This is a genomic window from Segatella copri, assembly GCF_949820605.1.
Lineage (GTDB): Bacteria > Bacteroidota > Bacteroidia > Bacteroidales > Bacteroidaceae > Prevotella.
Genome location: NZ_CATKVU010000006.1, coordinates 1,861,287 through 1,874,430 on the forward strand (window position 1 = coordinate 1,861,287; position 13,144 = coordinate 1,874,430).

The 13,144-nt window shown below is 46.2% G+C and carries 6 protein-coding genes and 1 riboswitch; of the genes, 1 reads left to right on the forward strand and 5 read right to left on the reverse strand.

Annotated features, from left to right (window positions below; translation table 11 throughout):
• Positions 1-2 precede the first annotated feature (2 nt).
• The 3 genes from RCO84_RS08985 to RCO84_RS08995 form a co-directional block, all read right to left on the reverse strand.
• A complete protein-coding gene (locus RCO84_RS08985) occupies positions 3-2,948 on the reverse strand; it encodes a site-specific DNA-methyltransferase (protein ID WP_317584796.1) in 2,946 nt (981 codons plus the stop codon).
• Between the two features lie 41 nt (positions 2,949-2,989).
• A complete protein-coding gene (locus tag RCO84_RS08990; RefSeq protein ID WP_317584798.1) occupies positions 2,990-5,890 on the reverse strand; it encodes an SNF2-related protein in 2,901 nt (966 codons plus the stop codon).
• An 897-nt stretch (positions 5,891-6,787) separates the two neighbouring features.
• Entirely contained in the window at positions 6,788-7,066 is a 279-nt protein-coding gene (locus RCO84_RS08995; protein WP_317584800.1) for a hypothetical protein, read from the reverse strand.
• Positions 7,066-7,177: riboswitch (SAM-I-IV-variant riboswitch) on the reverse strand. It overlaps the preceding gene by 1 nt.
• A 249-nt stretch (positions 7,178-7,426) precedes the next feature.
• On the opposite strand from RCO84_RS08995, the gene RCO84_RS09000 reads away from it, so the two are divergent.
• Positions 7,427-7,840, forward strand: a complete 414-nt coding sequence (locus RCO84_RS09000) for a secondary thiamine-phosphate synthase enzyme YjbQ (protein WP_006846346.1) — start codon at positions 7,427-7,429, stop codon at positions 7,838-7,840.
• A gap of 52 nt (positions 7,841-7,892) precedes the next feature.
• On the opposite strand, the gene RCO84_RS09005 is transcribed toward RCO84_RS09000, so the two are convergent.
• Together RCO84_RS09005 and RCO84_RS09010 are read right to left on the reverse strand one after the other, a co-directional pair.
• Positions 7,893-9,218 (reverse strand): MFS transporter, encoded by a 1,326-nt coding sequence (locus tag RCO84_RS09005; protein ID WP_118079013.1) that lies wholly within the window; start codon positions 9,216-9,218, stop codon positions 7,893-7,895.
• Positions 9,219-9,227: 9 nt separating this feature from the next.
• On the reverse strand, positions 9,228-13,010 hold the full coding sequence (locus RCO84_RS09010; protein ID WP_317584802.1) for a DUF4922 domain-containing protein: 3,783 nt from the start codon (positions 13,008-13,010) through the stop codon (positions 9,228-9,230).
• Between the last annotated feature and the right edge of the window lie 134 nt (positions 13,011-13,144).

Below are 13,144 nucleotides of genomic sequence, written 5' to 3' on the forward strand. Positions count from 1 at the left end.
ACCTATTCAAACATTCTCTTCTTAAATTCTTCCTCAATGAGTACTACTTTCCAATGCTCCTCATCCGTCTTGATATTCGGTAATGTAGTATCACCATTTACATAAATCTTATCGAACTCTGAGTCTGTGGTACAGTAGGCTTGCTTACGGAAGAATTCATTCAAGTCTTCGTTGCTCACCTTGTTGCAGTTTCTCCAAATCACGAGAGTTCGCTCATTGCCGATATGGGTAGTTCCTTCCACCACACAGTAGCCATCCTTAGGATAACGGAGCGTCTCTACATTCAGACCGATAAGGTAGTTGAAGGTTTCCACCATATCAACATGGGTATCTACCAACTCATTATCCTTGGTTGTCTTGATAGACATGGCAAACGGATTCTTAAACCATTCCAGGTTGAAGAGATCTCCCTTGGTTTCTGTATCGAGCATATAACGAAGGAAATAGGTTTCCTCGAAATCGCCCTTGCCATTCTCGTTATCGAAGTCGAGTCGCTGGTTCTTTGGCTGCAAATTATTTAGGGTATCCTCATATTGCTCCAGACGGATGTACTTGAAGCATTGAGAAATGCCTTTACGGGAAACAGGCTTGCCATCCTTCCAATCCTCGGAATAGATTACTTTTTCGATGCGAGGCTTTAGTACGTTTTTAAAATAATCGGCCATATCACAAAGAATAAATTTACGATGCCCACCATCTTCTTTATTTAGTTTTATGACAGAATGCCCATATGTTCCAGACCCTGCAAAGAAATCAAAAACGAGAGAATCTTTATCAGTAAAAGAAGCAATATGCTCTTTACCTAAGTCTGTTACTTTTGGTGTATCGAAAGGAATAGCCATATTATGAAGCATATCAGTATCTGAACCTCCATAATAAACCAAAGACGGTATATTCTCATACATGTTCTCACGAAGTAAGTATTTCCTCGTTGGTTGAGTTGTCTCATTTATTCCAAAAAGAATTTGACCTTTATCCATTAATTCTCTCATTGTCTGTGGTGGATTGCGCCATCCTCTTGCAGGAACAGGACACGGTTTATTCGTCTTTGGATGAATTAAAGGAATGAAATATTCTTTTGGAGCTTGTTTCTTATTTGGCCATGCCATAGATACCGCACGATAGACATCTCCATTCTCATCTATTGAATTATACGCCCTTTCGCCTCCACTAAAGCCAACTTGCGAATTTATCCATTTAATAAAATCCTTGTTTATATCATCTAATGTATAAGTTTCAGACTTTTTAGAAAATAATTGCTTTGCCTTTGAAAGAATCAATTCTGCATTACGCTTTGGTCGTTGAACCTTACAAGTCTCAGCCAATGCTGCCGCATCCTTAGCATAGGTTAATATGTACTCATGTTGGTAAGCAATTCCTTTTGAATCTCCTTTTGGATTACGTTTATCCCATACGATTGTACCTAAATCATTATTCTTTTCCAAGACATTCGAAGCCAATATTTCAGAATTGGAGATTTCATGCTCATCCATATTCATCAGTAGGACAGATTTACTGGAAAGATAAGACTTTGCCAAGGTTAATCTCTCATTCATCATTGTCAACCAACTTGAATCTTGAAAATTATCTTTATAATAGAAATCTCCCTTCCCTGTATTATACGGCGGATCTATATAAACGCACTTAACAGCCTCTCTATACTTCTCCAGCAACAGCTCCAAAGCCTGGAAGTTCTCACTATTAATCAGCAATCCGTTACACTCCTCATCCACATTCTCCATGCTCCCCACGAGTTTATGCTTGAACTCGGCACTAAAGAACTTAGTGTCAAGCACAAGGAAAGGATTGTCTTCCAGGAACTTTTCTGTTAATGGCTCACTATAGCCCTCGGTCATCATATCCCCTTTGATTTCATCAATGGCAAAGAGGCGAACCCATTCTTTACGCTGCTCATCATTAGCAATAATCTCTGGGTAAAGGGTACGAGGAATTCGGTCGAGTGTTATACAATAATCACAACCGACTACAAACTTTTTCTTGAGCCACAACCTCTTTTGGAAGTCTTCGAGCTGGGCAAGGAAGGTGATAATCTTCTCTCCTACCAACTTGATGGCTTTCACTTGTGCCAAATGCTCCATGATATGAGTGGCATCCAAATCATCCAAAAACATCACCTCGTTTTTGATATAGAAATCAAGTTCTCTACGAAGGAAACCACCCAAGTCTTTGTGGATGAAATAATCAAAATTGTTCTTTGCCGTATAGTCTTGCAGATGCTTCATCAGCAAAGTGCGTTCCTTATTCTTTTCTGTTGGCACCTTTTCGTTAACCAACTCAGCAAAGTCGGCATATTTTCCTTCTACAAACGAAGAAATAATCTTAGCCTCAGCATCCTTGATAAGTGCATCCTGCTTGGTGGTCTTCGGCATCAGCTCATAAGTAAAGAAGATGTTTAGCTCACCATCTTCCTCTGCGATACAGTCCTCTTCACAAAGTTGGAAACGGCGCTCCATATTGTTGGCAGCCTTGTTGTTCTGCTCTGTATCCGCATCACGAAGAACAAAGTGTACCTTACGACGGCTGGTCGGCAACACGAACGAGTAATTCTTGAAATACTCAGAAGTCTTGATGTAATACTGGTCGGCATTTGCCCAATACAACTTCACTTCCTCTCCGCTATAAGGAATGGCATAGGCATCGTCCTTATAGCGACGTTTAGAGATAAAATCGCCACCCTCATAATAACGACTAAAGAATTTAGCCAAATGAGAAAACACCTCATTCTCCATGGCAGAAATATCAGTTCCTGCCGCAGTTTGAGCCTTCAAAATCTTTGTAACTTCAGGAACAAGGCGATTGTTCAAGAACGCCTCGATATCCTTACGCTTCTGATTCATAATGCGATATATACCAAAGTCGAGTTCGGCTTGGTCGAGTTGCAGTATTTCTGCAAGTATATCTCTAAATTTCTGTTCGTATAGTGTCATTGTTTATTCCTTAGTTATATTATTTTTGCTTTGATTCCGATTCATTTCTTTAATGCCCAATGCACGCAGAAGAGTTCTTCTTCTGTAATATGCTGCTGGATAAATGCCTTCACTTTATCAATCATTCCGTCTCGCTTCTCCTCTATCTCATCTTCCAGATTAAAGATTTCGGCTCGCTTACGCTTCTGCTGACGAGTAAGGGTATTCAATTCCTTTTCCAGGGTCAATGTTTGCTGTGCATTCTCCGAACGACTCAAAAGTCTTTTCTTCTCCTTGATTTTAGCCTTGATGTCTTTCAGTTCATTCTCCAAAGTGAGCTGCTGATCTTCTGCCCACTTCTCGATATGCTGGATTTCAGCATCAAGCAAAGCCTTGTTTCGTTCTTCTATCTGAACGGTCAAGGCTGCTCGCCGGTTATCATACTGGGAAGCCAACTTCTGGCTTGCTTCCTCCTGCACACGAACATTTCCGGTACTTATCGTTGGAACATTCAATAGTTTTTCAGCAAACTCCTGCCCCAAAGCCGTTCCATCTTCCGCAAGTGCCGTCAGCACAATGTGCTGTTCCTGTTGCCCTTCGGATATAAAAGAAACAAGATGAGCCTGAAGCCATCCACTTTCATAAGCACATTGTTCTATATCTGCCACCTTATAACGATATAGGCTATAATCGAAGAGGAGATTCTGCTGGCTTTGTATATTCTGCTTACACAAAGCAATGACCTTTTGAGCCAAAGGATGCGACAAACGATAATTGATGTATTGCGATTGCAGCGTAGTTATCTGATACATGCCGCATTCTGCTGCCACATCAGGATAAGGATTGTGCTTCAAGCGAAAGACGAGATTGGTTTCATCTACCACTTCTACATTCTCCTTACCAAGCGTAGCAATGGTTATCGTCCAAAGCCAGCGATGGAACTTATTCAGATTTCCCATATCCTTGCCTTGGCGAATCTTCAGCAGTCCCACCACATCCTCATCAAAGTTTTCAAGCAGTTGCTTGCGGGTATCTTGCATCGTTGCCTTGATACTTGCATCCATCTCTTGCTGAATCTGGTCGAAAGCAGCATTGATTTCTTCAGGAGTACGGCACTGCTGATAGATGTTGAGCATCCGCTTCTCAAAGTCAACACCCGACTCGATGCTGCCCAGCACCTCATCACTGGAACCGAAGACACCATCAAAGAGATGGAATTTCTCAGAAAGCAGTTGGAACACACGCACATCAGCTGCATTTGCCTTGTTGATGAAGTTGAAAACCACAACATCATTCTTCTGTCCATAACGATGGCATCTACCTATGCGCTGTTCCACCCTTTGAGGATTCCACGGCAAATCGTAATTTACGATAAGTGAACAAAACTGAAGGTTGATACCTTCTGATGCCGCCTCGGTAGCAATCATGATTTCGGCTTCGTCTCTGAAATAATCTACAATAGCCTGGCGCTTGTTTGCCGACAAAGAAGGGGTAAAGGCTGATGTGCCTATATTCCGCTCTTTCCATGCCTTATATATCTTCCGGGAAGTTTCATCATTGTTGGAACCATTGAAGAGGACTATCTTGCCCATATAACCATTCTCTTCTAAAAGCTGTTTCAGATAGAGCTGGGTACGGGTACTTTCCGTGAATATCAATGCTTTGCGGTTGGCTCCCAACTCTTCCATCTTCTGAAAGCCGGTATGGAGTGCCGACAAGAGGCAATCACCTTTTTTATTGCTACTGATACTATTGGCTAGATCATATAGACGTTGGAGTTCCTTGATTTCATCCTTGATACCTTCTATCTCATCGGAAGTAAGGATTTCTCCTTCCTGTTCGTTCTCATCCTGCTCATTCCATTCATCCCAATCATCGCCCAACATATCTTCGGCAACCATAGCTATTTTTTCATCTTCTCCATACCAGCCTTGCTGTTTATCGGCTGAATAAGGAGCTATCTTGGTCTGCAAACGATCAATAAGCGTTTTGAGCGTATAGCCGATGGCAAAGGTTGAGGAAGACATGAGTTTGCGGAATATCAGTGTAATCAACTGACGTTGACTGGTTGGTAATCCGTAAGTATCATCCCGGCGAAGATACTCGCTGATTTGATTATAGAGTTTCTGCTCTTCAACGGCAGGATAATATTCCTGCGCCATCGGGATACGGGAAGTATATTTCACATACTCCGTAACCTGTTTGCGAAGCGTGCGATGCACGATGGGGCGAAGACGCCTGCGAAGATCACCAAAAGCAATATCATCGTTTTTGTTACTATAGCAATACTGAGCCTTGAAACTCTTCAAGTCACCAAAGTAATGGTCATCGATGATACTTACCAGACCATATAATTCCTCAATGTTATTCTGAAGCGGAGTGGCGGTAAGGAGGAGTTTATGACTATCAGAAAAAGCTGATTTCAGACGGGAAGCCATCGAAGGGGTTGACTTATAAACATTGCGCAGTTTATGAGCCTCATCATAAACCACCAGGTCCCAATGAGTGCGCGACAAGATTTCGGCTTGTCTGGAAGCAAACTGATAAGAGCAGATATAGATTTGCTTGCCATCGGAAAGATGGTCTAAAGAAATCCCTTTTTTCTTTTCGAGAATAAAAGAATCCAGAAAGAACTTTTCCTCCAGCTCCATGCTCCACTGTCGGCGAAGGGTAGCTGGAGCAACGATGAGGATACGACGCTTACGTTCAGCCCAAAACTGGCTGATAACAATACCAGCCTCTATTGTTTTTCCCAATCCCACCTCATCGGCAAGGATAACACCTTTGGAGAAAGGAGATTGGAATGCAAAAAGAGCCGCCATCACCTGATGGGGGTTCAGATCGACACGTGCCTCCGACAAGACACCCGTCAATTTATCATCATCCGCACCGCCCCTATTGCGTGACAACTGCCAGGCATAATACAAGAGCTGCGCAGATGAATAAGGGATTTCCTGTTTCATCGTCGCTATAGAAAAAAATGAGCGTTGAACTTTATTCTGGAAGTACGAGCCACAAGCAAAAAATACCTGAGAGCATGATACAAAAGAAGCGTGAGCTTCACTTATCATACTCTCAGGCATTTGGCGTGGCCCGTAAAACCGATAAGTTCCGCCCACGCTATAGCGCAGGCGTTCACTTAATCTCGGTTTTACATCTTTTAATCGCCAAATTTCGAGAGTATTCCGAATATCGTAAACGCTTTGTATATTAATATGTTATATGTCTAAAGTTTATTCTTTCTGTTTCTTATTATTCTATTTTATTTGTTCAACTTATGTTACAAGGGAACGAAGCCGAAGGCGCCGACACCCTATTCGATGGCAAAGTTACGAAAAATAATCGAGACTTCCAAATATCAAGGAAGATTTTCCAATCGGGATTAGAAAAATTTCTGTCTTGCTATTCATCCTCAGCACCCAATTCCTTGGCAATTTCCAGCGACTTTCTGATTTGCTCCATCAAGACTTTACGAGAAGGAAGTTCCGTCATGTATTGGACGACCTTGATTCCCGCCTTGTCGAGTTGGAGAAGTTCGATTTGTTCCCCATCTACCAGAAGACGACATTGTCAGATAGAACTCTACAGCTAAAGGATCTTTTACCGGAAGAACCTCTATATATATGCGACCATGTCAATTGGGTCGCAAGTTGCGACACAATTTGTTCTTTTGGTATTTATCCGATGCCTGTGAGATTCGGAGGCATCCATGTGCCATACGCTACCTTATTCAGGGCTGGAGCCAAGAGGTGGAAACCTGCAACCCTTCATCGAGGAATTCAAGTCATAAGCTCCCACAGATTTGGCTTTCCCTTCGGCCGCCGATTTTCAATTCACAGATTTACACAGATGGGGTTTGATTAGCAGTAATCAATGCCCCGCTTCTCGCACTCTCCTCGCAGGGCGGCGAGGAAGTAGCTGCGTTCACTGCCCCAACCACGAACCTTGCGCTCGTGATCCACGGTCTGCTTCAAACGCTCATCGCTGTATGCGGCAAAACGGGCAGCATACTCTGAAATTCTTGACTCGGCATAACCTGCATCAACAGTTGATGACTCGGCATTAGCTGCCTTAATTGTTGAAGACTCGGCATTAACTGCCATTACATTCTCATTCTTTAAATCTGAATTTGGATTCATAAAGATAATTATTTTAAGTTGTTAAACACTTACACATTCTTTTACCACCGTGGTTATCTCTATGCGAAACTCGGTTGGTGTGCCACAACTGGGCAACTCTTAATGCTTGATTTCGGGTGCAAAAGTACATCATTATTCTGAAACCACCAAATTTTTTCGGGATTATTTTTCCTGTTTTTTTCCTTCTTCTAAAGAAGAAGTTTTTTCGGGGTAGCAGATAGTAAGGAAGAGAAATCCTTTAATGGTTAAACTTTCCTATATTTGCATTATAATAGTATTATAATAATAAAATTATAATTACCTTTGTAAATTGACAATCAGAAAGATACAAACAATTGAAATATAAAAACAAAGAATGATATGATACAGCAAGTAGAATTTTCATTGCGTCCGCTTCCTCGCGGCTTTCACCTCGTAACCAATGAGGTGATGAGGAACCTGCCAGCGCTGCCTAAGACAGGGATCCTGAATCTCTTCGTAAGACATACCAGTTGCGGATTGTCGCTGAACGAGAACTTCGACCCGGATGTGAGACATGACTTGAAGGGTATCTTCGAAAGACTGGTTCCGGATGGCGACCCAAGATACCTGCACCAGGATGAAGGACCGACGGATATGTCGGCTCATGCCAAATCGAGCATGGTGGGTGTATCGCTCACCATTCCCATTACCAACGGCAGATTAAACCTCGGAACATGGCAGGGGATCTACCTCTGTGAATTCAGAGAGGGAGGCGGAAGCCGACACCTCATCGCAACGATTATCGGGGAATAAAGATAAAAACGAGGATGTTCGCACATCCTCGTTTTTACGTTAACATAATCATTTATTCTATCGCGTCCAATTCCGCTTCATCCTCTTCCTTCTCCTCTTTCTTTCCGAAATTAGGATCAATCTTCAGGAAAGCAGTAACCAGGAAGGTGATGGCGCAACATGCCATCACGATGATAAAGAACATGCGGTAACCTACCATATCCTTCAGATATCCAGAAACCATGCCCGGCAGCATCAATCCGAGATAGGAGATGCCCGTACAGATGGAATAATGGGAGGTCTTGAACTTTCCCTGACTGTAGAACAGCATGTAGAGGGTAAGAACCGTGAAGCCCAGACCATACCCCAACTGCTCGACAAAAAGACAGCTGGAAACCACGATGAGGTTGCTGTTGAGCGAATAACTCAGATAGATGTAAACCACATCAGGCAAGGTGATGGCGCAAACCAGAGGCCAGAGCCATTTCTTCATTCCATCCCTGCTCACCAGAATACCACCAAGAATTCCACCCAGCAGCAAACCTATCAATCCCACAGTACCATTGGCAAAACCATATTCCTGAGGTGACAGTCCCAGTCCACCCTGCGAATTAGGACGGAGGATGAAGGTCTTGGTCATGGTGTTCAGAAGCGCTTCAGGGAATCGGTAGAGCAAGAGAAAGAGCATCACACAGATGGTTTCACCCAATCCGAACTTCACGAAGAAGGTGCGGAACATGTTCTTCAGTTCATGAGCCACTTCACCCACCGTTCTGTCGGTCTGCACATCATCCTTCGGGCGCGGCATGAAGCGGCTGTGGTAGAGCCACAAACCGATGAAGATACCTGCCAGTCCGTAAAAGATAAGCGCCCATGAGAAGCGAATCTGGTTGCGGAAGAGAACCTGAAGCACACCTGCCAGCATCACCAGAAAACCATTTACAAAGATGATGGCGAGGCGGTAGAAGGTATTTCGCAAGCCTACAAACTTAGTTTGCGTATGTTCATCCAGCTCAATCATGTAGAAACCATCTGCCGAAATGTCGTGGGTGGCACTACAGAAGGCGATGAGGAAGAAGAAGCACATCGTTGCCTGGAACCAGAAGGCGGTAGGCAGCGAGAAGGCGATGCCGGCAAGGGCAGCTCCGATGAGAGCCTGCATGGTGAGCACCCACCAGCGCTTAGTCTTCAGCAAATCTATGAACGGACTCCACAAGGGCTTGATGACCCAGGGAAGGGCGAGCCATCCGGTATAGAGACCCACCTCAGCATCGGTCAGCCCCAACTGCATGTACATCACCACAGAGAGGGCGGTTACGATGACGTTGGGGAGTCCTTCGGCAAAATAGAGGGTCGGAATCCATGCCCATGGACTCCGACTGTTTTTCTTTGTTACCATTTTACATCACTATTTATAAAGTTTCTTGATTTCAGCACCCTGATAGTAGTGCAACAGGATGGCATCATAATGATAACCCTGCTCGCCCATCACGGCAGCACCAATCTGGCAGAGGCCTACTCCGTGCCCCCAACCGGCTCCGATGAGTTCGAAACGCTGAGGCACTCCCTGCTCATCCTTATCATACTTATCCACCACGAAGGCTGAACTCAGCAGATGACTGTCGCTCAGCGTACGGCGGATTTCGAGTTCCTTACCGATGGTAAAGGTCTTCTCGGTTCCGATGATCTGGAGCTTGCTGATTCTTCCACTCTTGCCGCGCTCCACGGCCTTCATGTCAAGGATGGCACCCAGGTCCATCTTCAGTTTGTCAGCGATGAGCTGCTGCAACTTCTCCTGGCTGAGCGTTTCCTTCCAGCGGTAGAAATTGACGGTTTCCTGATCATAGTCGTTGAGCACTTCTGACAGGATTTTCTTGTCCTGCGTGTTGCAGAAAGCTGGCGGATTGAAGCGGATCCATTTCTCTGCCTCTTCCTCATTGGTCAGATTAGGCAGTGTATGTTCCACCCCCAGGGCAATGTCGCGAACCGCCGTGAGATAAGTCTTCGGCGTGTCCTCCCAGCAATACTGGAATTCCTCGGTTATTCCGCCGCAGCATTTCGAGAATCTTGCATCGCAGATTTCTTCGCCGTCCATCAGAATCTGTCCCTTGGTCTGGCGGATGGCTTCAGCTACATGGGGCGATGTTTCCTTGGTGATGCCCTGGTAGCGCTGGCAGTGGTCGTCGGCACATACATCAAAGAGGGTGTGGTCTTCGCGGTCGTACCAGCGGATGAGCGTATCTTCCTTCTTGGTGAAGGAGAAGAAGTTGTTGCCGCTCTCAGCCACCTCTCGGCGCTTCTTCATCTGTGCCAGGAGCCATGAACGGGAGATGACGGCGTGCGCCTTCAGGAGTTCGAGACTCGAAGTGGCACTCATCTCACTGCTGATGACGCTCTCCAGATATTTCTCTACAGGCAACTCATTGATTGCCACAATCTTATCCGATTCTACCACAAAGCGGAGCGTGCCCAGGAAGGTTTGGGTTTCCTTGCGCTCCCAGTGGAAGTTGACACCGATGGTTACGTCGCTCAGCGAAAACGAGGCGTCGGCACTCTGCGGATGGAAGGTGAGCTGGCTGTACTGGTTGCCGTTCCAGAGCACACCACCCTCTGAGAATTCTACCACCTGTTCGCCCAGCACCTTTTCGCCCTTGGCAAGATAAGGTTTGTTGAGCGAGAAATGAATCTTCTGCGCACTCACGATGCCCACCGTTACGTCGGGCTGCTTACCTTTATTATATAAGGTGGAAGAGGCTTCGGCTGCATCCTCGGCATCCTTAGATGCCTTCAGTTTGGCGATGATGGCGTTCATCTTTTCTTCCGAAACGCCACATTCCTGCAGCAGCGAGAGGGCTTTCTCCTCGGTCAGCTTTCGGAAATCTTCCTCACGAGGGGTGATGATGAGTCCGCTCATATCCAGTGCTCCCGGCGAAACCACAAACTGGGCGTCACCTTCGGCAAAATAGGCTTCCGGACGGTGCTTTTCTCTCGGAATGACCACGCTGATGAATTCCTCGCCCTTGCGCCAGGAGATGATGTTCATCATCGGTTCGGTTTCGTCGCCACGCTGAGGCATTGCCTTGTAGAGACGGCGGAAGAGGGCCTCATCGCTCTCAGCACTCTTCGAAATGATGACGAAGGCGGGAACGATGAAGTCGCGAACCACTGAGATTTTCTCCTCATCATTGAGAGAGATGATGTCGGTCAGGTTGCGGGAGAGACGCTGCCAGTTGGTCTGAAGAGGAAGGATGCCGTTGGTTCCTGCCTGGAAATGAAGATGGTCTGGAGCCGATGCACCACACTTCGGACCGTTGTAGAACACCATCAGGTCGCTGTGCAGACTGATGAAGCGGTGCATCTCGCCGTAGTTCTTGTAGATGAGCTGAGGCTGATGCTTGCGTGCCGGAATGGTGAAGTGGACTGGCAGAATCGGGAACGGATTCACCAGAAGATGGAATTTCTCGTCTATCTGCTTCGACATCTGTTCCTTAGGACGGTTCTTGTCGCAAAGGAAACAAGGGCGCTCGCCCAGGGTTTTCTTATCTATCTTGGCGCCCGTACTTACGATGCGGGCTGGATTCCACTGCAGTTTCAGCTGGTCGGAGAACTGGCGGGTTTCTACATGCTTGAGGTCGCGGAAACGGTGGCGCGCATCGGTCCAAACCTCCAGCTGACGGTTGAAGAAACGCGAGATGCTGCTGTCTTCCATAATGTCGGCCTTGCCCTGCAGCATGTGCTGGCGTGCCTTCAGTTCCATGGTACGCAGGCGGTCCTTATACAGGTTGTTGGCGTTCACCTTTTCTACGCTGAGGGCTGCATCGCTGTTACCTCCCCAACGGCGGCAGAGGTAGAGTTCGTCGTAGATTCTGCCGATGCGGTAACGGCGCGAAAATGCCAAGCCTAGCGCATAATCCTCACCATACGAGGTGTTAGGAAACTGGATCTGTCTGACCAGTGGAGTGAAGAAGGCGCGCGGAGCACCCAATCCGTTGATACGCAGCGCATTGTTGCATCCGTTTTCGTCGGTCCACTCCTTGTGGTCTATCAGTCCCGGTGGCAGGGTGTTGAGGTCGAAGTCGCACATGCGGTACGAGCCTATAATCATGGCTGCCTTCTGCGTGTAGAAGGCATCTACTATCTTCTGGAGTGTCTTTGGTGAAGAATAGAGGTCATCGCTGTCAAGCTGTACGGCAAACTTTCCGCAGAAACTGCTGTTGATGGCTTCGTTCCAGCATCCGCCTATTCCCAGGTCGGTTCTCTCCGGCACAATCTGTATCAGGTTGTCGGCTTTAAGTTCATCCAGTATTTCGCCGGTACGGTCGGTAGAATGGTTGTTTACCACGATGACATTAAACTTGAAGTTGGCCTTCTGTCCCAGCGCACTCTTCACGGCATCAGCCACCGTCTTTTCGCGGTTGAAAACGGGGATGATGACAGATGCCTCGTATTCAAAATCCTGCTCACCGAAGTCGGGTTGGCGGTAGAAGGTGGTGTCTATCAGGGCGCCCACCTTGCCCAGATGCTGGGTGCATGCCTTTTCCATCTCAATCTGCACCTCGCGGTTGCGCGGGTTTACATAGTCAAACTGCTTCTCGCCGCTCTTACGGGTGTCGAGTTCGGCTTCTGAATAGAGGAATTCGTTGAGATGGAAGATTTCGCCCACGCGGCTCAGATAGAGACGGAGGTCGTAGAGGGCGGCAAACTGATACTCTTCGCGGTCGGGTTGGGCGATGTAGTCGACCAGCGCCTGTGCCTTGATGCACCAGAGGCTTCCAAAATCGAAGTCATCTCGCAAAGAACCTGACTGGTAGTCAATTACCGGATGTTTCTCCATTTTGCCTTCCACCATCTTGTAGTGGTCGGCGTAAACCATGACGGCATCCGTATCATCTGCCACTCTGAGGAATCGCTCCAGCGTGTTGTTTCCCCATCCTATGGTGGTGTGGCGGGTACAGATCATCACGTAGTCGGCATCTGTATTTTCTGCGATGCTGACAATGGTGTTACTGCTTTCCAGGCGGTCGGTGATGACAAACGTACATCCTTCGGGCACCTGATGATGAGCGGCAAAATCAGCACTCACCAGGAAGTGGATATGCTGTACAGTCTTGTACTCATGAAGCACCGACAAGGCATTCTGCGCATCGTCGATGTATTCACAAGGCAAGAAAAGGTCTATTTTTTCTCTCATTTTCTTACGTTATTTTTGTTCACTTCAGCCCTTTTCGGGGGGCTAAATCTGTGTTTTTTATCTTTATTTTATCTTATTATAATAAAATATGTGGCAAAGATACTAATTTTTCGGCAAAAAACACTATCTTTGCA

Bases quoted from the DNA above. Each gene is read 5' to 3' on its own strand.
- RCO84_RS08995 (WP_317584800.1), bottom strand. From the start codon at position 7,066: ATGAATCCAAATTCAGATTTAAAGAATGAGAATGTAATGGCAGTTAAT.
- RCO84_RS08985 (WP_317584796.1), bottom strand. From the start codon at position 2,948: ATGACACTATACGAACAGAAATTTAGAGATATACTTGCAGAAATACTG.
- RCO84_RS09005 (WP_118079013.1), bottom strand. From the start codon at position 9,218: ATGGTAACAAAGAAAAACAGTCGGAGTCCATGGGCATGGATTCCGACC.
- RCO84_RS09000 (WP_006846346.1), top strand. From the start codon at position 7,427: ATGATACAGCAAGTAGAATTTTCATTGCGTCCGCTTCCTCGCGGCTTT.
- RCO84_RS09010 (WP_317584802.1), bottom strand. From the start codon at position 13,010: ATGAGAGAAAAAATAGACCTTTTCTTGCCTTGTGAATACATCGACGAT.
- RCO84_RS08990 (WP_317584798.1), bottom strand. From the start codon at position 5,890: ATGAAACAGGAAATCCCTTATTCATCTGCGCAGCTCTTGTATTATGCC.